This is a genomic window from Mesorhizobium sp. Root554, from assembly GCF_001427025.1.
In the GTDB taxonomy this organism is placed as follows: Bacteria; Pseudomonadota; Alphaproteobacteria; order Rhizobiales; family Rhizobiaceae; genus Mesorhizobium.
In genome coordinates this window covers 633,653-655,537 of record NZ_LMGA01000001.1, presented here as the reverse complement: position 1 = coordinate 655,537, position 21,885 = coordinate 633,653, and the positions used below count along the sequence as shown (strand labels likewise).

General features: G+C 63.3%; 19 protein-coding genes, 1 tRNA gene, 1 pseudogene and 1 riboswitch. Of the genes and pseudogenes, 17 read left to right on the top strand and 4 right to left on the bottom strand.

Features of this window, described 5'->3' with window-relative positions; genetic code table 11:
* Positions 1-43: 43 nt before the first annotated feature.
* Positions 44-1,855, bottom strand: coding sequence for an adenine deaminase (gene ade, locus ASD44_RS03140; protein WP_056108660.1), 1,812 nt, complete (start codon positions 1,853-1,855; stop codon positions 44-46).
* A 161-nt stretch (positions 1,856-2,016) separates the two neighbouring features.
* On the opposite strand from ade, the gene ASD44_RS03135 reads away from it, so the two are divergent.
* From ASD44_RS03135 to ASD44_RS03110, 6 genes are all read left to right on the top strand, one after another.
* On the top strand, positions 2,017-3,879 hold the full coding sequence (locus tag ASD44_RS03135; RefSeq protein WP_082542541.1) for a sensor histidine kinase: 1,863 nt from the start codon (positions 2,017-2,019) through the stop codon (positions 3,877-3,879).
* Positions 3,876-5,231 carry a sigma-54 dependent transcriptional regulator gene (locus ASD44_RS03130; protein ID WP_056108657.1) on the top strand — a complete coding sequence of 452 codons (1,356 nt, stop codon included), beginning with the start codon at positions 3,876-3,878 and terminating at the stop codon, positions 5,229-5,231. Before ASD44_RS03135 ends, ASD44_RS03130 begins: the two co-directional genes overlap by 4 nt.
* A gap of 218 nt (positions 5,232-5,449) precedes the next feature.
* Positions 5,450-6,427 carry a tripartite tricarboxylate transporter substrate binding protein BugD gene (locus ASD44_RS03125; protein ID WP_056115340.1) on the top strand — a complete coding sequence of 326 codons (978 nt, stop codon included), beginning with the start codon at positions 5,450-5,452 and terminating at the stop codon, positions 6,425-6,427.
* A 198-nt stretch (positions 6,428-6,625) separates the two neighbouring features.
* Positions 6,626-7,087 carry a tripartite tricarboxylate transporter TctB family protein gene (locus ASD44_RS03120; protein WP_056108654.1) on the top strand — a complete coding sequence of 154 codons (462 nt, stop codon included), beginning with the start codon at positions 6,626-6,628 and terminating at the stop codon, positions 7,085-7,087.
* 9 nt (positions 7,088-7,096) lie between these two features.
* Positions 7,097-8,605: a tripartite tricarboxylate transporter permease gene (locus tag ASD44_RS03115; RefSeq protein WP_056108652.1), complete on the top strand. Its 1,509-nt coding sequence runs from the start codon at positions 7,097-7,099 to the stop codon at positions 8,603-8,605.
* A 95-nt stretch (positions 8,606-8,700) separates the two neighbouring features.
* Positions 8,701-8,785 (top strand) — tRNA-Leu (locus tag ASD44_RS03110).
* A gap of 38 nt (positions 8,786-8,823) precedes the next feature.
* Here the strand turns inward: ASD44_RS03110 and ASD44_RS03105 are convergent.
* Positions 8,824-9,003: pseudogene (locus tag ASD44_RS03105) on the bottom strand (hypothetical protein); the annotation flags it as partial.
* A gap of 203 nt (positions 9,004-9,206) precedes the next feature.
* On the opposite strand from ASD44_RS03105, the gene ASD44_RS03100 reads away from it, so the two are divergent.
* The 3 genes from ASD44_RS03100 (at position 9,207) to ASD44_RS03090 (ending at position 10,978) form a co-directional block, all read left to right on the top strand.
* Complete coding sequence (locus ASD44_RS03100) at positions 9,207-10,313, top strand: NADH:flavin oxidoreductase/NADH oxidase (protein WP_056108645.1); 1,107 nt, start codon at positions 9,207-9,209, stop codon at positions 10,311-10,313.
* A 72-nt stretch (positions 10,314-10,385) separates the two neighbouring features.
* A complete protein-coding gene (locus tag ASD44_RS03095; RefSeq protein ID WP_056108643.1) occupies positions 10,386-10,649 on the top strand; it encodes a DUF982 domain-containing protein in 264 nt (87 codons plus the stop codon).
* A gap of 89 nt (positions 10,650-10,738) precedes the next feature.
* Entirely contained in the window at positions 10,739-10,978 is a 240-nt protein-coding gene (locus tag ASD44_RS03090) for a DUF2188 domain-containing protein (protein ID WP_056115337.1), read from the top strand.
* An 87-nt stretch (positions 10,979-11,065) separates the two neighbouring features.
* On the opposite strand, the gene wrbA is transcribed toward ASD44_RS03090, so the two are convergent.
* Positions 11,066-11,665 carry an NAD(P)H:quinone oxidoreductase type IV gene (gene wrbA, locus ASD44_RS03085; RefSeq protein ID WP_056108640.1) on the bottom strand — a complete coding sequence of 200 codons (600 nt, stop codon included), beginning with the start codon at positions 11,663-11,665 and terminating at the stop codon, positions 11,066-11,068.
* Between the two features lie 181 nt (positions 11,666-11,846).
* Here wrbA and ASD44_RS03080 point away from each other — a divergent pair, with 181 nt between their 5' ends.
* The 8 genes from ASD44_RS03080 (at position 11,847) to ASD44_RS18080 (ending at position 21,156) form a co-directional block, all read left to right on the top strand.
* A complete protein-coding gene (locus ASD44_RS03080; protein ID WP_056108637.1) occupies positions 11,847-12,581 on the top strand; it encodes a competence/damage-inducible protein A in 735 nt (244 codons plus the stop codon).
* Positions 12,582-12,658: 77 nt separating this feature from the next.
* Positions 12,659-13,486, top strand: a complete 828-nt coding sequence (locus tag ASD44_RS03075; RefSeq protein ID WP_056108635.1) for a universal stress protein — start codon at positions 12,659-12,661, stop codon at positions 13,484-13,486.
* A 57-nt stretch (positions 13,487-13,543) separates the two neighbouring features.
* Positions 13,544-13,685, top strand: a riboswitch (FMN riboswitch).
* 79 nt (positions 13,686-13,764) lie between these two features.
* The gene (locus tag ASD44_RS03070; RefSeq protein WP_056115334.1) at positions 13,765-14,199 is read left to right on the top strand and encodes a 6,7-dimethyl-8-ribityllumazine synthase; all 435 of its coding nucleotides are present in this window, start codon (positions 13,765-13,767) and stop codon (positions 14,197-14,199) included.
* Between the two features lie 95 nt (positions 14,200-14,294).
* The gene (gene gpt, locus ASD44_RS03065; protein WP_056108633.1) at positions 14,295-14,789 is read left to right on the top strand and encodes a xanthine phosphoribosyltransferase; all 495 of its coding nucleotides are present in this window, start codon (positions 14,295-14,297) and stop codon (positions 14,787-14,789) included.
* A 164-nt stretch (positions 14,790-14,953) separates the two neighbouring features.
* A complete protein-coding gene (locus tag ASD44_RS03060; protein ID WP_056108630.1) occupies positions 14,954-15,448 on the top strand; it encodes an NUDIX hydrolase in 495 nt (164 codons plus the stop codon).
* 78 nt (positions 15,449-15,526) lie between these two features.
* A complete protein-coding gene (locus ASD44_RS03055) occupies positions 15,527-15,691 on the top strand; it encodes a BBE domain-containing protein (RefSeq protein ID WP_156459754.1) in 165 nt (54 codons plus the stop codon).
* Positions 15,692-16,281: 590 nt separating this feature from the next.
* A complete protein-coding gene (locus ASD44_RS03050) occupies positions 16,282-20,064 on the top strand; it encodes a vitamin B12-dependent ribonucleotide reductase (protein WP_056108625.1) in 3,783 nt (1,260 codons plus the stop codon).
* Positions 20,065-20,559: 495 nt separating this feature from the next.
* A complete protein-coding gene (locus ASD44_RS18080) occupies positions 20,560-21,156 on the top strand; it encodes a Fic family protein (protein WP_082542369.1) in 597 nt (198 codons plus the stop codon).
* Between the two features lie 119 nt (positions 21,157-21,275).
* Here ASD44_RS18080 and ASD44_RS18665 read toward each other — a convergent pair whose 3' ends face one another.
* The gene (locus tag ASD44_RS18665; RefSeq protein ID WP_244478715.1) at positions 21,276-21,380 is read right to left on the bottom strand and encodes an endonuclease domain-containing protein; all 105 of its coding nucleotides are present in this window, start codon (positions 21,378-21,380) and stop codon (positions 21,276-21,278) included.
* Positions 21,381-21,885 lie beyond the last annotated feature (505 nt).

Sequence of the window (21,885 nt, the reverse complement as noted above, 5' to 3'; positions counted from 1 at the left end):
GACACGGCTTCGGCGTGCCGCTCTTACCGACTGCCGACTGCCGCTAGACAAACAGCTCCACTCTCTCGAACGTCCGCACATCCACCAATCCGACATCCGAAATCCGCAGTTCCGGGATCACCACCAGCGCCAGCAGCGAGTGCTGCATGTAGGCGTTGTTGAGCGTGCAGCCCATCTGCCGCATGGCCTCGACCAGCCTGTCGGCCTTGGCCGCGACGATCTCAGCCCGCTCGTCCGACATCAGACCGGCGATCGGCATCTCGACCAGCGCCAGTTCCCTGCCCTTCGAATAAAGCACCACCCCGCCGCCGACCTCGGCCAGCCGGTTGGCGGCCAATGCCATGTCGTTCTTGTTTGTGCCGACGACGATGATGTGGTGGCTGTCATGCGCCACGGACGACGCGATGGCGCAATCTTCCTTGTAGCCGAAGCCCGAGACGAAGGCGTTGGTGACGCCGCCGGTGCCGCGATGCCGTTCCACCAGCGCGATCTGGCAGACGTCGCCCTCCCGGTCCATGGCGACCAGGCCGTCGGCGACGCCGAGATCGGCCTCCAGCGCACGGGTCGGCGCCTGGTTCTCGATCACCCCAATGACGCGGGCGCGCACGGAATTGGCGCCGGCGGGCGCGGCTATGTCGAAATCGGTTGCCGCCAGCCGCTTGCCGAGCCTGACGGTGTTCTTCGCCTCTAGCGGGTAGTCATAGGCGGGAATATCGATTTCCAGCCGGCCATCCTTCGCGACCAGCCGGCCCCGCGCATAGACCTCGTCAATGGACATCGCTGAAAGATCGGAGACGACGAGGAAATCCGCCAGCCTGCCCGGAGCGATGGAACCCAGCTCGCGCTCCAGCCTGAAGTGCTGCGCCGTGTTGAGCGTCGCCATCTGGATCGCCGTCACCGGCTTCAACCCCTGCGCGATGGCGTGGCGCACGACGCGGTCCATATGGCCTTCATTGACCAGCGTGCCGGAATGACTGTCGTCGGTGCAGAGGATGAAGTTGCGCGGATCGATGCCCTGCTCCGTCACCGCCTTGATCTGCTCGGCCACGTCGTACCAGGCCGAGCCCAGCCGCAGCATCGCCTTTAGCCCCAAGCGCACGCGGGCAATGGCGTCGTCGGCGCGGGTGCCTTCGTGGTCGTCCTCCGGTCCGCCTGCGACATAGCCGTGGAACGGCAGGCCTAGGTCCGGCGAGGCATAGTGACCGCCGACCGTCTTGCCGGCGCGGACGGTCTCGGCGATCTCGCCCGTCATGACCGGATCGTTGGCGGCAACGCCGGGAAAGTTCATCACCTCGCCGAGGCCGATGATGTTCGGCCAGGTCATTGCCTCGCGCACGTCCTCGACCGTCAGTTGCGCGCCGGCGTTTTCCAGTCCGGGAGCCGACGGCACGCAGGACGGCATCTGCACATGCACGTTCACCGGCATGGCCATCGCCTCGTCATGCATCAGCCGCACGCCCGGCAGGCCAAGCACATTGGCGATCTCGTGCGGATCGATGAACATCGAGGTGGTGCCGTGCGGGATGACGGCGCGGCAGAACTCCGTCACCGTCACCATGCCGCTTTCGACATGCATGTGCGCGTCACACAAGCCCGGCGCCAGATAGCGGCCGGCGGCATCGACGACGATGGTGTCGTCGCCGATGGCGTGGCTGGCATCCGGCCCGCAATAGGCGAAGCGGCCGCCCGAAACGGCGATGTCAGTGCCGGGAATGATCTCGCCCGAATGGACATTGACCCAGCGCCCGTTGCGCACCACCAGATCGGCCGGCTTCCGGCCCATGGCGACGTCGACCAGTTCGGTCGCCATATCGGCCCATGGCCTCGGTTTTCCGGCGGCGCGGTCTTTGCTCATGCGAATTCTCCTGTTGGCGGCAAGACTGCCAAGCCGCGGAGGTTTTGAACAGCGCCACAGCGCAGGTTTTTGGTGCATCGGCATGACAATGCAAGCCAGTTGCGGGCCGATCTCGATGCAGCCGCTTGATTCAGCCGGGCACCTGTCGCTCTATGGCCGCCATGGCGATCACGACGTTCGACAGCAAGCCGACGGGCTTTGCAAAGCGCATCTGGCTGGGAGCCGCCGTGCTGGTGGCGCTGGCCGCCGCCATCGTGTTCTATGGCGGGGCTTTCGCCACGCGCGCCTTCCTTGACCAGGCGGCGGCGCGCGGCCAGACGACGCTGCGCCTCGCGGTCTCCGCGCTTTCCGGCCAGATGAACCGCTTCGAGCCGCTGCCGGCGCTGATTGCCGACCATGCCGACATCAAGGCGCTGCTGGCCGATCCAGGCAATCCCGAGCGCATCGCCCGGGGCAACGCCTACCTGAAGGAGATCAACCGGCTGCTGCGATCTTCGGACATCTATGTGATGAAGACCGACGGCGACACCATCGTCGCCAGCAATTACGACCAGCCGCTGAGCTTCGTCGGCGAGAATTTTTCGTATCGGCCCTACTACCAGGAAGCGATGGCGGGCCAGCAGGGCCGCTTCTTCGCGCTCGGCACCACCTCGCTGAAGCGCGGCTACTATTTCTCCGCACCTGTGCGGGTGGATGGACGGATCGCCGGAGTCGTCGTCTTCAAGGTCGACATCGACGCGATCGAGGCGACATGGCGCGGCGGCGACAACGAGATCATCGTCACCGACCCGGAAGGCATCATCTTCATGACCGGCCGGCAGGACTGGCTCTATGCCAGCCTTCTGCCATTGACGCCGGAAAGGCTGGCGCGCACGGCGGAATCCCGGCGCTACGCCGACGCGAAACTGCGTGAACTGCCGATCAAGACCAGCCGGTTCGACGACGCCAGTCTGATGACGGTGCTGAACAAGGCGAAAAGCACCGAATATCTCGTCCTCGCCGAGCCGATGGAGGAGGCCGGATGGACCGTTCGGGTACTGATGGACACGGCCTCCGTCCACACGCAGGTCTACACCACCCTCGCCTCGGCGCTGCTGGTGCTCGGCCTTGCCGGGCTGATCGCGGCGGTGATCCTGCAGCGGCGCGCCCGCCTTGCCGAGCGCATGGAGATGCAACGCGCCGCCCAGGAGGAGCTCGAGCGGCGGGTGGACGAGCGCACCGCCGACCTTGCTCTCGTCAACCGGCGGCTCGAGACGGAAGTCGCCGAACGGCGGGTGACGGAGCGCCAGTTGCGCCAGACCCAGGCCGACCTGATCCAGGCCGGCAAGCTCGCCGCGCTGGGACAAATGTCGGCGGCGCTGTCGCATGAGTTCAACCAGCCGCTGGCGGCGGTGAAGAACTACGCAGACAATGCCGCCATCCTGATCGAGCGGGACCGCATCGGCGAGGTTCGCGACAATCTTTCGCGGATTTCCAGCCTGACAGACCGCATGGCGTCGCTCAGCCGCCATCTGCGCAACTTCGCCCGCAAGCCGAACGAGAAGCTTGGCGCGGTGTCGCTGACCGAAGTGTTGCGGGATACGCTGGAAATCGTCGACGGCCGGCTCAAGGCCGGCGGCGCGACGGTCATTACCGATCTCGGCAAGACGCCCCCATGGGTGCGCGCCGGCTCGGTGCGGCTGCAGCAGGTGCTGGTCAATCTGATTACCAATGCCGCCGACGCCGTCGAAGGCCTGCCCGACCGGCGCATCGAAATTTCGGCATCGCGGCAGGCGGGGAAGGTGACGGTCGAGGTTCGCGATCATGGACCTGGGGTGCCGGCATCCATCGCAGAACGCATCTTCGATCCGTTCTTCACCACCAAGGGAGTCGGCAAGGGTCTCGGCCTTGGACTGTCGATTTGCTACAACATCGTCAAGGACTTCGGTGGCGATCTTGCAATAAAGAATCACTCCGATGGCGGCGCTGTCTTCACGCTTTCGCTCGATGCGGCGCGGGCGCCGATGCGCGAGGCGGCGGAATGAAGCCGCCGCTGGTGCTCCTGGTGGAAGACGAGGAGGAACTGCGCCATTCCACCGCGCAGTCGCTGGATCTGGCCGGCTTCACGGTCCGTGAATTCGGCTCCGCCGAGCGCGCGCTCGACTTCGTCACCCAGGGCCTCAACGGCGTCATCATCACCGACATCCGCATGCCCGGCATGGACGGCATGACGCTGATGGGAAAGGTGCGCGACATCGATCCCGACATTCCGGTGATCCTGGCGACCGGCCATGGCGACGTGCAGCTTGCGGTGCGGGCCATGCGCGAGGGCGCCTACGACTTCATCGAAAAGCCCTTCGCCACCCAGCATCTCGCCGACATGGCGGGGCGAGCGCTCGACCGGCGCGGTCTGGTGCTGGAGAACCGCGAGCTGCGCGCCGCCGCCGGCAAGCGCGACGATATCGAGGCGCGGCTGCCGGGGCGCACGCAGGTCATGGTCGATCTGCGCTATCAGTTGCGCGCCGTCGCCGCGACCGATGCGGACATCCTCATCATCGGCGATACCGGCGCCGGCAAGGAGGTCGCGGCGCTGGCGATCCACGACCTCAGCGGCCGCAGCGGCAAGCCGTTCATCGCCATCAACTGCGCCGCCCTGCCGGGCAACCTCATCGAAAGCGAATTGTTCGGCCACGAGGCCGGCGCCTTTCCCGGCGCCATCCGGCCGCGTTTCGGCAAGTTCGAACATGCGAGAGGCGGCACGGTCCTGCTGGACGAGATCGGTTCGATGCCGCTCGACCTGCAGGCAAAGCTCCTGCGCGTCATCCAGGACCGGGTGATCACCCGGCTCGGCTCGAACGAGCCGATCCCGCTGGATGTCCGCTTCATCGCCACCAGCAAGGCGGACCTCACCGCCGAGGCGGAGACCGGACAATTCCGGCCCGACCTGCTCTATCGGCTGAACGTGGTGACGCTGCGCATGCCCGCCCTGTCGCAGCGCCGGGAAGACGTGCCGCTGCTCTTCCTGCAACTGGTTCGCGAAGCCGCGGCCCGTTACCGCCGCGATGTCATTGACGTGCCGCCGCACATGCTGGCCGAGATCGGCCAGCGGCAATGGCCGGGCAATGTGCGCGAACTGCGCAATGCCGCCGACCGCTATGTGCTGGGGCTGCGCCCGTCGGACGACGGAGACAGCGGCCCCGAGGATACGCGGCTGGCCGAACGCGTGGCGGAATTCGAGAAAAGCCTGATCGCCGGCGCGCTGGCCGCCCACCGGGGAAGCTTGAAGAACGTCTACGAATCGCTCGGCATCTCGCGCAAGACGCTCTACGAGAAGATGCAGAAATACGGGCTGGACAGGCAATCCTCCGGCGAGGCGGGCGACATGTCCGTCCGGTAAATGTCGATTGCGAGCAACCATGTGTGGGATCGCACACATGGTTTGGGGCCAATGTTACCGAATCCACCCATTGCTGGCCCGTAAGGCCGATAGTTTCGGGGAATCGTGCATTCGGCCGTTGCGCCGGTTCCGTGGCCGCCGCTTGATTGGAGCATTCGCTGGCAGTGCGGGAGGAAACGCGCGCCGCCAGGGTTGTCCATTCCTGGGAGGTTTTCGTCATGAAGAAACTGTTTGCCGCGCTTGCGACCACCGCAGCGCTCGCCTTCACCGCAGCCAGCGCCCATGCCGCCGGCTATCCAGAGCGCACCATCACCGTTGTCGTGCCCTTCGCGGCCGGCGGCCCGACCGACACCGTCACCCGGCTTGTCGCCGAAGCGATGTCGAAGGATCTCGGCCAGCAGGTCATCGTCGAGAACGTCGGCGGCGCCGGCGGCACGCTGGGCGCCTCGCAGGTCGCCAAGGCCGATCCCGACGGCTACACGCTGCTGCTACACCACATCGGCATGGCCACCAGCGCCACGCTCTACCGCAAGCTGCCCTACGATACGCTCAATGCCTTCGAATATGTCGGCCTCGTCACCGAAGTTCCAATGACGCTCGTCGCGCGCAAGGACATGGAAGCCACCGACCTGAAGGGCCTGGTCGAATACGCCAAGGCCAACAAGGACAAGGTGACGGTCGCCAATGCCGGCATCGGCGCCGCCTCGCATCTGTGCGGCATGCTGTTCATGAGCGCCATCGAGACCCCGCTTGTCACGGTCCCCTACAAGGGCACCGGCCCGGCCATGACCGACCTGCTCGGCGGCCAGGTCGACATCATGTGCGACCAGACGACCAACACCACCAAGCAGATCCAGGGCAAGACCATCAAGGCCTACGCGGTGACCTCATCGAAGCGCCTCGATGTGCTGCCCGATGTCCCGACAGTCGCCGAAGGCGGCCTGCCCAAGATGGAAGTCGGCATCTGGCACGGCCTCTACGCGCCGAAGGGCACGCCTGCGGAGATCACCGAGCGCCTGTCCAAGTCGCTCCAGATCGCGCTGAAAGACAAGAACGTCGTCGATCGCTTCGCCGAACTCGGCACCACGCCGTCCTCGGAGGCCGACGCCACCCCGGCCGCGTTGAAGGCCAAGCTCGAAAGCGAGATCGCCCGCTGGAAGCCGGTGATCGACGCCGCCGGCCAATACGCGGATTGACACAGCACTCGACATCGCAAGTTATAAACTTGCGGAAAAATAGCACCCCCACTCCGCCTCGTTACACTCGCCACCTCTCCCCTGCCCGGGGTAGAGGAAAGCGCCAAGATCGCCTGCGGCTTTCCTCTACCCCGTCGATCGGGGGAGAGGTGGCCCGAAGGGCCGGAGTGGGGGTCGATTTCGTTCTGGGGAGGACACATGAACAAGCTATCCGTTGACCCGACAAATGCTGCCTGCGGCGCGATTTTCGCAGCGACGGGCCTGTTCTTCGCCTGGCAGGCATTCGGGCTGGATCTCGGCACCGCCTTCCGCATGGGGCCTGGCTATTTCCCGCTGGTGCTGGCGCTCATCCTTGTTCTTCTGGGCATCGTCATCATCGTGCAGGCGACGCGCGTCCAGGGCGAACCGCTGGGGCCGATCGCATGGCGCGGCATGTTGCTGATCCTGCCGGCGCCGATCTTCTTCGGGCTGACCGTGCGCGGACTTGGCTTTGCGCCCTCATTGTTCTTCACGGCGCTGATCGCCGCCTTCGCCAGTTCCCGGATGAAGCCGCTTTACGCGCTCGCCGTGGCGCTCGGCATCACCATTTTCTCGATCATCGTCTTCAGCTACAGCCTTGGCCTCCCTTACGAGCGCTTTGGCCCCTGGACCCGGTTCTGAGGCACGACGATGGATCTGTTCTCCAATCTCGCTCTCGGCTTCGCCGAAGCCACGACGCTTTCAAATCTGGGCTTCTGCCTCATCGGCGTGCTGCTCGGCACCCTGATCGGCGTGTTGCCCGGCATCGGCGCGACGGCGACAATCGCCATGCTTTTGCCCATCACCTTCCAGATCGGCGATCCGGCCTCGTCGCTGATCATGCTGGCCGGCATTTATTACGGCGCGCAGTATGGCGGTTCCACCACCGCCATCCTCATCAACATGCCCGGAGAGTCCTCCTCGGCGGTGACCGCCATCGACGGCTACCAGATGGCCCGCCAGGGCCGCGCGGGCGCCGCGCTCGCCATCGCGGCGATCGGTTCGTTCTTCGCCGGCTCGGTCTCGACCTTCCTGGTCGCCATCTTTGCGCCGCCGCTTACGGTGATCGCCCTGAAGTTCGGTTCGGCCGAATATTTCTCGCTGATGATCGTCGGCCTCGTGTCGTCCATCGCGCTCGCGCACGGCTCCATCGTCAAGGCGCTGGCCATGGTCGTGCTCGGCCTGCTGCTCGGCCTTGTCGGCACCGATATCTACACGGGCACGCCGCGCTTCACGCTGGGCATCCGCCAGTATTCGGACGGACTGAACTTCGTCGCGGTCGCCGTGGGTGTGTTCGGCGTCGCCGAAATCCTGCGCAACCTTGAAAGCGAGAAGACCCGCGAGGTGCTGATGGCCAAGGTGACGGGCCTGATGCCGACGCGCCAGGATTTTCGCGAAATGGTCGCGCCGATCCTGCGCGGCACCGTAATCGGCTCGGCGCTCGGCATCCTTCCGGGCGGCGGCGCCATCCTCGCCTCCTTCGCTTCCTACACGGTGGAAAAGCGCGTCTCCAAGAAGCCGGAGGAGTTCGGCCGGGGCGCCGTCGCCGGCGTGGCCGGGCCGGAATCGGCCAACAATGCCGGCGCGCAGACCTCCTTCATCCCGATGCTGACGCTGGGCATCCCGGCCAATCCCGTGATGGCGCTGATGATCGGCGCCATGATCATCCAGGGCATCGTGCCGGGGCCGAACGTGGCCACCGAGCAGCCGGCGCTGTTCTGGGGCATCATCGCTTCGATGTGGATCGGCAATCTGATGCTGATCGTGCTCAACCTGCCGCTGATCGGCCTGTGGGTGAAGCTGCTGACGATCCCTTACTATGTGCTGTTCCCGATCATCATGGCGTTCTGCTCAATCGGCGTCTATTCAGTGAACTCCAATGTCTATGACCTCTATGCCGTCGCCTTCTTCGGCCTGATCGGCTACATGCTGGTGAAGCTGCGCTGCGAGCCGGCCCCTCTCCTGCTCGGCTTCGTGCTCGGGCCGCTGCTGGAGGAAAATCTGCGGCGCGCCATGATCCTGTCGCGCGGCGATCCGACGACCTTCTTCACCCGGCCTATCAGCGCCTCGCTGCTCGGCATCGCCCTGCTCGTGCTGATCGTGGTGTTCCTGCCCAGCGTGCGCAAGAAACGCGACGAGGTGTTCGTCGAAGAGGATTGAGCCGGCAAGATCCGGCGCCGGACAATTCCGGTCGGCAGAAAGTTTTGCCGACCGGGCATTGACGAAGCACTCCGCGCATTTGAAAAGCAAGCCACGCGGACGTGGCGGAACTGGTAGACGCAAGGGACTTAAAATCCCTCAGCCTCGGCTATGCGGGTTCGATCCCCGCCGTCCGCACCAAGGTTGGCCAGAGCGCGGCTGTGAGCCTGACGAACACATCAGTGTCCTGATTTTTCCTCACGCTTGCGGCGCAGATGTTCCTCGACGCCCACCAGCTTTTTGCCGCCGCCGGAAATCGTGCTGGATACCACTGCCGGCGGATCGCTCGCCGGGAAACTGTCTTCCAATCCGGATTCCAGCTGTTCTTCGAGCACTTCCGGTTGCTTCCGCTTGCCCGCCTTTGCCACTTTCGGTTTCGCAAGGCCTTGTCGCAGGCTGTCCGCATCGGTCATGGCCGTTCTCCAATTGATCGTCATTTCTGAACAACTGGCAAGCGCGAGAACGGTTCCTGCGGAGTCGCGTGGCGTACTCACCGTTCCGTGTCTGGCGGGAAGCAACTTGTTTGCGTACATAGCGATCTTCCCGCCTCCGGAGTGCCCCCATGACCGCACCGCTTTTCCAGCCGATCACGCTTGACGGCCTGACCTTCCCCAACCGCATCGCGATCGCGCCGATGTGCCAGTATTCGGCCGATGACGGGTCTGCCACCGACTGGCACCTGCAGCAGTGGATGAGCTACGCCATGTCGGGCGCCGGAATGGTCACCGTGGAAATGACCGACGTGGAGCGTCGCGGACGCATCAGCCATGGCTGCCTCGGACTTTACTCCGACCATAACGAGCAGGCGGCGAAGCGGGCGCTGGATGCCGCGAAGGCGGTCGCCTGCCCGGGAACGAAGTTCGGCACGCAGCTGGCCCATGCCGGCCGCAAGGCCTCCAACCAGAAGCCATGGGAGGGCGGCGGTCCGCTCAAGCCGGACCAGGACCCGTGGCCGGTCGTGTCGGCTTCGGCAATCGCCTACGATACCGGCTGGCAGGTCCCGCATGCGCTGACGGACGAGGACATCGTGCGGCTGGTCGAAAAGTTCGGCGATTCGGCAAGGCGCGCCGAGCGCGTGGGCTTCGACTTCATCGAGCTGCACGCGGCCCACGGCTATCTGATCTTCCAGTTCCTGTCGCCGCTTTCCAACCAGCGCACAGACCGCTGGGGCGGGCCGCTGGAAAACCGTATGCGTTTCGCCGTCGAGATCGCCAGGGCGGTGAAGAAGGCCGCCCCCGGCCTGATGCTGGGCGCCCGGCTGTCGGTCAAGGAATGGGTCGATGGCGGGTTCGACGTCGACGAAGCCATCGAGGTGGCCAAGGCGCTCAAGGCGGAAGGGGTCGCCTACATCTGCGCTTCCAGCGGCGGCAACCAGCCGCACCAGAAACTGCCGTCCGGCCCGGGCTATCAGGTGCATCTGGCCGAAGCGATCCGGAAGGGCGCGGATATCCCGACGCGGGCGGTCGGCCTGATCACCACGCCCGAACAGGCGAATGCGGTGGTCGCCGATGGCCGCGCCGACATGGTGGCGCTGGCCCGCGCCTTCCTGGCCGATCCGCGCTGGGGCTGGCGCGCCGCGGCGGTCTTCGGCGAAAAGATCGAGGCGACGCCGCAACTCTTGCGGTCGGTCACGACCATGCAGCACTGGATGAAGCCGGCGGCTGGGTAGCGTCCAAGCAGCGGCGCTTGAAAGGTTGTGTGTGAAAAGCGCAACCATTCGCCCGGCGCCGCGTTGGCGGGCATGATGGACACGAAACCTTTCGAGAAGCCGGTGGTGGTCGAACTCGGTCACGTCGGCAAATACCGCAAGATTCGCAGCGCCCAGGAGGCCGCCGATTGCCTGATGACGGGATGGCCGCTGAACCGCGGCCCCCGCCACCGCGACGCCGTCGAGACCTGCTTGAAGGTGCTGGAAGGCTATCGCTCGACCGCCGATGCGCGCCGCGCGCTGGTGGAGGCGGCGAAGGAATCCGACGTTCTTGTTCCTGACGAAAAGCTCAACTAGGCCCTGCCGGCCCATGCCTGCCAGTGATGGCCTAGACCCCACTATCCCGGCCATATAAACTTCGGAAAACCTCTCAAGGGAGTATGTTCATGAGCAAGCTCACATACAAGATCGTGGAACATGACGGCGGCTGGGCCTACCAGGTCGGAACAACATATTCCGAAACCTTCCCGACCCATGACGATGCGCTGGCGGCGGCCAAGCAGGCATCGGCCGAGCAGCAGGTCGCCGGCACCACTGACGGCATCCAGTATGAAGATTCGGAAGGCAAGTGGCACGAGGAGCTGGCCGACGGCCGCGACCGGCCGCAGACCGAGGTTTCCGACTGATTTCCATGGTGCGTCGCGCGATCGAGGCGCCTCGCCTGTATTGACTACGCAGCGGAAAGCGCCGGGCTCGACGCCCGGCGCTTTCGTTTATCCGTGGAGCTTGATGGTTATCTCGGCAACCCGCTTGCCCTGGAACTTCGCGCCGTCCAGTTCCTGCGCCGAGGGCTGACGCGAGCCGTCGCCGTTGGTGGTGGTGGTCATGCCATAGGGCGAACCGCCGCGCACCACGTCATTGCCCATCTGGTCCTGATAGGCATAGGAGAGCGGGACGATGATCATCCCGTGATGCTGGAGCGAGGCCTGCGCGCTGATGATGGCAAGCTCGGCGCCGCCATGCTGGGTCGCCGTGGACGACATGACCGAAGCCACCTTGTTGACCAGGGCGCCCTTGGCCCATAGCGGGCCTGTCTGATCCCAGAAATTCTTAAGCTGCGAGGCCATGGCGCCGAAGCGGGTCGAGGCGCCGAGGATGATGGCGTCGTAATTTTCCAACTCGAGCGGGTCGGCGATGGCTGCTTCCTGGTCGAGCTTGTAGTGGGCGGCCTTGGCGACGGCCTCGGGAACCAGTTCCGGAACACGCTTGACCGTCACGTCGGCACCCGCCTCGCGCGCGCCTTCGGCCGCGGCAAGCGCCATTTTTTCCATGTGGCCCCAGCTCGAATAATAAAGAACCAGTACTTTCGCCATGCTTCGTCTCCTTCCGAGGACCTGATAAGGTGCGCATCGTGCGCAACGCCCTCATGCATCTAGGGCAATGATCGTTCATCGCCTACCGCTGGTTGGAGCACGGATTGTTCACAATTCGAGCGGCATTGCCGGAGCGGACCTGCCGCGCTAGTGAATTCACGACCTTGTCCGGAGCGCTTCCATGACCGAAATCGTCACCGCCGCCATGCTCGTCATCGGCGATGAAATCCTTTCCGGACGCACCAAGGACAAGAACATCGGCCATCTGGCCGACATCATGACCGCCGTGGGCATCGACCTGAAGGAAGTGCGCATCGTCCCCGACGAGGAAGACGAGATCGTCGCCGCGGTGAACGCGGTGCGCGCCCGCTATACCTATGTCTTCACCACCGGCGGCATCGGGCCGACCCATGACGACATCACCGCCGATTCCATCGCCAAGGCGTTCGGCGTTCCCTGCGAATATGACGCCAGGGCCTACGCCATGATGGAAGCGAACTACGCCGGGCGCGGCCTCGAATTCACCGAGGCCCGCAAGCGCATGGCGCGGATGCCGCGCGGCGCCGAGCACATCGACAATCCGGTGTCGCTGGCGCCGGGGTTCCGCGTCGAGAACGTGCATGTCATGGCCGGCGTGCCGTCGATCTTCCAGGCCATGCTCGACAATGTCGTGCCGACGCTGAAGACCGGCGCGAAAATGCTTTCAGCGACCGTGCATTGCCCGTTCGGCGAAGGCGCGATCGGCGGGCCGCTCGGCGAAATCCAGAAGGCGCACCCCGACACGGTCATCGGTTCCTATCCCAAATATGCCGACGGCAAGTTCTGGACCGAGCTCGTCGTGCGCGCCCGCACGCAGGCAGCCCTGGATTCGGCGCGCGCGGAGGTCGAGGCCATGGTGGCAGCGCAAGGCCGGTAAGGGCCGGCCCGGAACCGCGAAGCACCGGCGGCGTTTTCTTTCAGCGGGGGATTGTCCCGCGAATTGAGGGAACAGCCATGTTCAAGACCATTGTTGCAATCCTGCAGAGCGAGCACGACGCCGGGCGCGTGCTCGAATGCGCCATTCCGCTCGCCAAGCAGTTCGGCAGCCATCTGGTCGGCATCCATGCCGAAGCCATGCCGGTCCCCTATACATCGGCGACCGGTTTTCCGGACGCCGAATTCCTCCAGGTCTCGTCCGAGATCAACAAGGAACAATCGGCGAAGCTGAAGGCGCTGTTTTTGGGCAAGATCGAGTCATCCGGCCTTTCCTTCGAGTGGCGCAGCCTCGAAACCTTCACCGGCGATAGCGCCATTTCCGGTATCCCGTCGGTGCGCACCGCCGACCTCGTCATCGCCGCGCAGCGTGACGTGGATGGCGATGCGAGCGCGGATGTCGATACGCTGGTCTATGACGCCGGACGGCCGGTGCTTGTGGTGCCAAAGGACGGTCCGGTCATCACCAGTTTCAAGCGCATCCTGCTCGCCTGGAACGGGTCCAGGGAAGCGGCGCGCGCAGCCTTCGATGCCCTGCCCTTCATTGTCGACGCGGAGCATACGGAAATCCTGGTCATCGATCCGCCGGAGTCGGTCGACGACATGCAGGCCGCCGGAGCTGAAATCGCCGCGTCGCTGTCGCGCCATGGCGCCGCCGTCACGGTCGTCGTGCAGGAAACCGATGGCGACAGCGTCGAGGAGACCATCCAGAAGCGGCTCACCGAAAGCGGAGCCGATCTGGTGGTTCTGGGGGCGTACAGCCATTCCTGGCTGCGACAGCTTCTGTTCGGCGGCGTGACGCGCTCGGTGCTGCGCTCGGTTCCAGTCGCGGCGTTCCTGTCGCGCTGACAGATGGCGGGCAAGCTGCCACCGGCTTGCCCACTCCCTCATTTCTGCCTATCTTCGCGCCGTTCTCAGGGCGGGGTGAAAGTCCCCACCGGCGGTATGCGGCTTGGCCGCGAGCCCGCGAGCGCCTTCCCCGGAAGGGTCAGCAGACCAGGTGCGATGCCTGGGCCGACGGTCACAGTCCGGATGAGAGAGAACGTGCATCGCCGGCGCGCCAAGCGCGCCGGTGTGCCCGTGATCGCCTTCGGTGACGTGTCGTCGTTACGAGAAAGGTGATCACCATGACACACACCCGCTATGCCTTCATCAAAGCCAACTGGCATGCCGATATCGTCGGGCGCGCGCTCGACGGCTTCCTCCAGCTGATTCCGCCTGAACAGGTGGACGTATTCGATGTTCCAGGCGCGTTCGAAATGCCGCTGGTGGCGCGCGACCTTGCCGCTTCGGGGCGTTATGCCGCCGTCGCGGCCGCCGCCTTCGTCGTCGATGGCGGCATCTACAGGCATGAATTCGTCGCCCAGGCGGTGGTCGACGGGCTGATGCGCGCGGCCATGGATACCGGCGTGCCGGTTCTGTCGGTCTCTTTGACGCCGCACCACTATCAGGAGACGGAACACCACACCCGCATCTATCGCGAGCATTTCGTCCAGAAGGGGCGCGAGGCGGCGCAGGCGGCGCTGATGATCGGGACGACGCGGGCCGCGCTGGCGGCTTGACACTTGCCCTTGCCAAGGCGGCCGGTTTCCGGCTAATTCCGCGCGCATTCCATCCATGTTCGCGCGCGGACCGCCGTGCTGCCGGAGTGCCTACCATGTCGCTTCCCGAAAAGGCCTTTCCCGTTTCCTGGGACCAGTTCCACCGCGATGCGCGCGCGCTGGCATGGCGGCTGGCCGGTATCGGGCAATGGAAAGCGATCGTCTGCATCACCCGGGGCGGGCTGGTGCCCGCGGCGATCATCTCGCGCGAACTCGGCATCCGCGTCATCGAAACGGTGAGCGTCGCCTCCTACCACGACTACACGTCGCAAGGCCAATTGACGGTGCTGAAGGAGATCACCCCTTCCCTTTTGTCCGATGACGGCGCCAGCGTGCTGATCGTCGATGACCTGACCGACACCGGCAAGACCGCGGGCATCGTCCGCGCCATGATGCCGAAGGCGCATTTCGCCACCGTCTACGCCAAGCCGAAGGGGCGGCCGCTGGTCGATACCTTCGTGACGGAAGTCAGCCAGGACACGTGGATCTACTTCCCGTGGGATATGGGCTTCACCTACCAGAAGCCGATCGCCGACGATCACGCCGGCTGATTCGAACCCAACCGCGCCTCCTTCGAACCTCCCGCGAATGCCGCCTCCTGCCGTTTTGCGCGGCAGGAAAAGCTGGTTTGCGCAATTTTTACTTTTATTACGCATAATTAACTGTACGATTCGTGAGACGGCAAACGATTCAGCGTTTTGAGGCACGACTTTCCATGCTGACAGGACCCCTGTCACACAACCTTATGGCCGAACGGGTCCGCAAGCTCTTCGGCACCGAGCCCTGCCGGCTGCAGGTGGCCGCGCTGCCATGGCGACTCGGCACGGAAGGCCAACTGGAGATCATGCTCATCACCAGCCGAGACACCGGCCGCTGGGTCCTGCCCAAGGGCTGGCCGGAGGCACGCGAGCCTCTCTGCCGGGCAGCCGCCCGCGAAGCCGGTGAGGAAGCCGGCCTGCAAGGCCGGGTGTGCCACTTCGAAGCCGGCCGCTACTTCTACGCCAAGGCGCTCGCCTCGGGCCAGCAAGTGCCCTGCGAGGTTCTGGTTTTCCCCCTGAAGGTGGAAGAGATCGCCGACAAGTGGAAGGAAAAGCACGAGCGCCAGCGCCGTTGGGTTACCCCGGAAGAGGCCGCCGACATGGTCCAGGAACAGGATTTGCGCCGGATCATCGTCTATTTCAGCCACAATGCGGAACAGTTCGCCGCCTGAGCGGCCTGTCGCAGGGACCCGCGATCCTATTGCCGCCTTCAGTTCGCGTCCGCCCCGGACATGGCGGCAAGCCTGTGCATGATCGATTCCTATGGTAGCAAGATCAACACGGTGGCCTCCAACCCCACGGCGATCCCGCGACGCTGCTCGTATATGAGGCACTTCTCGCCGCTGCGGGCCATCAAGCGCAAATACAATCCGCTCGACTGGTTCAGGAGTGCGCAGGGCATCCCGCTTTCGTAAGCCAGCGCGGTTCAGCAGGCGCCTGGCCAGCGCCTGCTTTCTCCCCGTTATCCACATTTGTGACGCACAAGATATTGGGGTCACAAAAACTACAAGAACGAGACCTTGACGGGCCGGGGCGAGTCGCCTTTTATAGGCCATGCGTTCCTGTTGTGAACGCGACCGGAAAGTTCTGAGGCCGGTCTTTTTCCCGCATTATGTGCGTTTTGCTCGTCTTTCCGCCCGTTCACGAGGCAGGCGGAGGCGTGGGGATTTTTGGGCGTCGGGGTGGCGATAGGGAGACTTTTTGGACTGGAATAAATTGTCTGTTAACACTATATTTAGTGTTTGCGGCTAGGTTCTGGTCTAGATAATGTAAAAGCGCCTCACATGATGTCGAGGACAAGTTTTCGGTTTTTGAGGGGCCGCTCACACTGACCTGCTTGAAAAATGGCCTCATCCGAGGTGTTTTCGAAGCGAAGCGGTGAACGAAGCGGACAGGAGAGCCGGCAGCCATGAGGCGGCCGGATGCGGTGGAATTGCGTCTTTCGAAACGGGTGGGGAAATACCCGGCGGAAAGCGCTATATATAGATGAAAAGGGACTGATCCGATGCGCATCGAGCGGCGTTTCACCAAGGCAGGAAAAGAGCGGGCCGCCTATGCGGAGATCGAATTCCGCAAGGCGCTTTCCGAGATCAAGAATCCGGACGGTTCCATCGTGTTCCGTCTCGACGACATCGATGTGCCCGCCCAATTCAGCCAGGTCGCAGCCGATATCCTGGCGCAGAAATATTTCCGCAAGGCCGGCGTGCCCGCGCGCCTGAAGAAGATCGAAGAGAACGACGTCCCCTCCTTCCTGTGGCGTTCGGTCCCCGACGAGGCGGAACTGGCGAAGCTGCCGGAAAACGAACGCTACGGTTCGGAAACGGACGCCCGCCAGGTTTTTGACCGCCTGGCCGGCACCTGGACCTACTGGGGCTGGAAGGGCGGCTATTTCGCGTCAGAAGATGACGCCCGCGCCTTCATGGACGAGCTTTGCTACATGCTGGCCACCCAGCGCGTGGCGCCGAACTCGCCGCAATGGTTCAACACCGGCCTGCACTGGGCCTATGGCATCGATGGCCCCGGCCAGGGCCACTTCTATGTCGATCCCTTCACCGGCAAGCTGACCAAGTCGAAATCCTCCTACGAGCATCCGCAGCCGCATGCCTGCTTCATCCAGGGCGTGCAGGACGACCTCGTCAACGAGGGCGGCATCATGGATCTGTGGGTGCGCGAGGCGCGCCTGTTCAAATACGGCTCGGGCACCGGCTCGAACTTCTCCATGCTGCGCGGCGAAGGCGAGAAGCTTTCCGGCGGCGGACGTTCGTCCGGGCTGATGAGCTTCCTCAAGATCGGCGACCGCGCCGCCGGCGCCATCAAGTCGGGCGGCACGACGCGCCGCGCCGCCAAGATGGTGATCGTCGATGCCGACCATCCCGACATCGAATCCTTCATCGACTGGAAGGTGAAGGAGGAGCAGAAGGTCGCTTCGCTGGTCACCGGCTCCAAGATCGTCAAGAAGCATCTCGACGCCATCATGAAGGCCTGCATCAACTGCGAGGGCCAGGATGACGACTGCTTCGACCCGGCCATCAACACGGCGCTGAAGCGCGAAATCAAGGCGGCCAAGAAGAACGCCGTGCCGGAAAACTACATCCAGCGCGTCATCCAGTTCGCGCGCCAGGGCTACACCGCGCTCGACTTCAAGACCTACGACATGGACTGGGATTCGGAAGCCTACCTCACCGTTTCCGGCCAGAACTCGAACAACTCCGTCTCGCTGAAGGACGACTTCCTGCGCGCCGTCGAGCAGGACGGCGACTGGCACCTGACCGCCCGCAAGGACGGCAAGGTGATGAAGACGCTGAAGGCGCGCGAGCTGTGGGAGAAGATCGGCTATGCCGCCTGGGCGTCCGCCGATCCCGGCCTGCACTTCAACACGACGATGAACGACTGGCACACGTCGCCGGCCGGCGGCCCGATCCGCGGCTCCAATCCGTGCTCGGAATACATGTTCCTCGACGACACGGCCTGCAACCTCGCCTCGATCAACCTCCTGCCCTACCGCAACGCCGACGGCACGATCGACATCGCCGCCTACGAACACACGGTTCGGCTGTGGACGATGGTGCTGGAAATCTCCGTCATGATGGCGCAGTTCCCGTCGAAGGAGATCGCCAAGCTTTCCTACGATTACCGCACGCTCGGCCTCGGCTACGCCAATATCGGCGGCCTGCTGATGACCTCCGGCATTCCCTATGATTCCGATGAAGGCCGCGCCATCTGCGCCGCCCTCACGGCGATCATGACCGGCGTCGCCTATGCGACTTCGGCGGAGATGGCCTCCGAACTCGGCGCCTTCGCCGACTACGACCGCAACGCCGTCAACATGCTGCGGGTGATGCGCAACCACCGCCGCGCCGCCTATGGCGAGAAGGACGGCTACGAGAAGCTGGCCGTCAACCCGGTGCCGCTGGTCCATGCCGACCTGAAGCAGGCGGAACTTGGCGAACACGCCAAGGCCGCCTGGGACCGCGCCATCGAACTCGGCGAGGAGCACGGCTACCGCAACGCGCAGGCCACCGTCATCGCGCCGACCGGCACGATCGGCCTCGTCATGGATTGCGACACCACCGGCATCGAGCCGGACTTCGCGCTGGTGAAGTTCAAGAAGCTGGCCGGCGGCGGCTATTTCAAGATCATCAACGCCGCGGTGCCGGAGGCCCTGCGCACGCTGGGCTATTCCGAAAGCCAGATCGCCGAGATCGACGCCTATGCGGTGGGCCATGGCAATCTGAATCAAGCGCCGGGCGTAAACCCTTCAACGCTCAAGGCAAAAGGCTTCACCGACGAGAAGATCGCGGCGGTGAACGCAGCGCTGAAATCGGCCTTCGACATCAAGTTCGTGTTCAACCAGTGGACGCTGGGCGCCGACTGGGTGAAGGAGACGTTCGGCTTCACTGACGAGCAGTTGGCCGACTTCTCGTTCGAGATCCTGCCGGCGATCGGCTTCTCCCGCAAGGAGATCGAGGCCGCCAACATCCATGTCTGCGGTGCGATGACGCTGGAGGGCGCGCCCTTCCTCAAGGTCGAGCACTATCCTGTGTTCGACTGCGCCAACCCCTGCGGCAAGATCGGCAAGCGCTACCTGTCGGTGGAATCGCACATCCGCATGATGGCGGCGGCGCAGCCCTTCATCTCGGGCGCCATCTCCAAGACCATCAACATGCCGAACGAAGCGACGGTGGAGGACGCCAAGAGCGCCTACATGCTGTCGTGGAAGCTGGCGCTGAAGGCCAACGCGCTCTACCGCGACGGCTCCAAGCTTTCGCAGCCGCTCAACGCCTCGCTCATCGCCGATGAGGACGACGAGGAGGACGAGGCCGTCGAGGCGCTGATCGCCGCGCCCGCCGCCGCCAAGGCGGTGCAGGTGACGGAGAAGATCGTCGAGCGCATCGTCGAGCGACTCTACCGCGACCGCGAGAAGCTGCCGAACCGCCGCAAGGGCTACACCCAGAAGGCGATCGTCGGCGGCCACAAGGTCTATTTGCGCACCGGCGAGTTCGACGACGGGCGGCTGGGCGAGATCTTCATCGACATGCACAAGGAAGGCGCCGCCTTCCGCGCCATGATGAACAATTTCGCCATCGCCATCTCGCTGGGCCTCCAGTACGGCGTGCCGCTGGAGGAATATGTCGAGGCCTTCACCTTCACCAAGTTCGAGCCGGCCGGCATGGTGCAGGGCAACGACGCGATCAAGAACGCCACGTCGATCCTCGATTACGTGTTCCGCGAACTCGCCGTGTCCTATGCCGGCCGCAACGACCTCGCCCATGTCGACACGTCCGACTTCGGCAACACGGCGCTCGGCCGCGGCATCAACGAAGGCAAGACGTCGCCCTTCTCCAAGGGCCTCTACCGCGGTGCCTCGCCGGTGAAGCTGGTGTCCGGCACAACGGAGCCGAAAGGCCTCGGCGGCCAGGGTGCGGGCAGCGCCCCCGCCCGCGCCGCGCCCACGGCCTTCGCCGGCTCCAACGTGCTGGCGCTGAAGCCGGCCGCCGACGAGGCCGTCGCCTACAAGCGCGACTATGAGGAGCGGGCGAAGGAGCTGGTGGAGGACATCGTCCAGGACGAGGCCGAGGAAGCGACCTCTCCCGCCTCGGCGCTGTTCACCGACGCCGCCGCCAGGGAAGCCGCCGACGCCAAGGCGCTCGCCGCCACCCGCCGTCAGCAGAGCCTGATGCAGGGCTACACCGGCAACGAATGCTCCGAGTGCCACAATTTCACGATGGTGCGGAACGGGACGTGTGAGAAATGCGACACGTGCGGGTCAACGAGCGGGTGCAGTTGAGACAACTCACTTTAAAAGGCTATGCTTTTGGCCCGGTCATAAGATCGGGCCGATTTTTGTTGCAAATTAGCGCGCCTGTTCCATATTTGTACTCACACCACCTACCGCTGAGACAAGACTGCAACAATGGAGGTGTATTAATTTTTGCCAAAAATTGGCGACTTGTACAGGGTACCCGAATCCGTAGAATCGCTGTCGTAAAGTGGTTTGATATGATCGAACCACTTCAGCCTTGGGAGAATAAAAATGGCCGCCCGTAAAACTGTTATAACGCCTGCGCCCGCGCGACCTGAACTCGACCGTCTTATTGAGGACGCCCAGCGGCGCGGCGTAACCGACGATCAGTTGAAGGAACAACGTGCTAGCTTCGTTTATGGTAATGCGCCCGAAGGTTCGAAAATAACAAAGGAGTCAGCACGAAGCGCATCGCAGAGTATCCGTATGCTTCATGTCTAACCAACAGGAGGAAGCTCGCGAAAGCGGGCTTCTTTTTTTATGCTCGTAACAGAATCCAGACATCCTGAATTATACGCGGCCATTCTGGAGAAAAATCTCCTTAGGCAATACGATCTCCTTACAAACTTTATAGAAATAGGCCTTCAACATGGTCCAACAGCCATCGATAAATATATGCTATGGTCATTAAACCACGTTGCGGTATCTGGCATTTCACAGTTTGGCGGAAGATTTCGCGAAGAGCCTATCTACGTCGGAAATCATATTCCTCCGCATTTTGATGCTGTTCCTGATTTGATGGATAGATTTATTTCTTTTATACACGAGAATTGGGACAATTTAACTGCGCCTCAGTTAGCTGGGTACGGCCTTTGGCGTTTAAATTGGATACATCCTTTTATAGAAGGAAATGGCAGGACCGCGCGAGCAGTCTGCTATTATCTTCTTTGTGTAAGAAGCGGAACGTTGTTACCTGGTCGAAAAATTGTCCCGGAAAGAATTCGAGAGTATAGAGGTCCTTATGTTGCTGCTTTGAGGGAGGTCGATCGCATCTGGGATGCAGGAAATTTAGATTTGTCGCCGATGGAGTCATATTTAGCTGACCTTCTTTCTGCTCAGCTTCTCGACGAAGACTAGCCAATTTATCCACCTCTTCTTCAAATGACTGTGCATTTCGTCCCATTCCCCATGCTGAGATCGGTAGAAGCGCCCGCACCAAGCTCCACCTTATTCCCTGCGAGATGAGGAAGACAGTTCTACAGCTGCAAGCTGGTATTCCGCACATAGGCGATGAAATTTTCGCAGACGCCATTCAGGTCGCGCAGCACGTCGTCGTTCCAGAAGCGCAGGCCCTTCGTCATCCCAGGGCGGAGCCGAGCGAAGCGAGGCGGAGACCCTGGGATCCATGCTTGAACGGCGCGGTCGTGCGGGACGGTGCAGGACGCGGGCCGGTTCGGATGGGCGTGCTCTCCTAGACGCTCCGGCATGGATCCTCGGGCCGCGTTCCGCTTCGCTCCACTTGCCCGAGGATGACGAAAGCGGGGCGGCTGCGCCTTCGTTTGCCCATGGATGACGAAGATAGGGCTGCCTCCCATCTCTCCCCTTGTGGTGCTTCATCGCCAGGCTGAGGCGCGTATCTCGCACATAGGCCATGATGGCGGCTTGGCAGCTACCGACGATACCGTTCGAAATACTCTCACAATCTGTCGAGAATGGAATTCAGATCACGGACAACGTTCTCCAACTCTGTACGAAGATACGTCTCGCTGCGAGGTGATAGATACGGCGCCTGAGCCTCACTGAACCCTGTCAACGGGACCGGCTCAAGATATTCGATAATCTGATCGCGCCGACTGGCGGAAATAC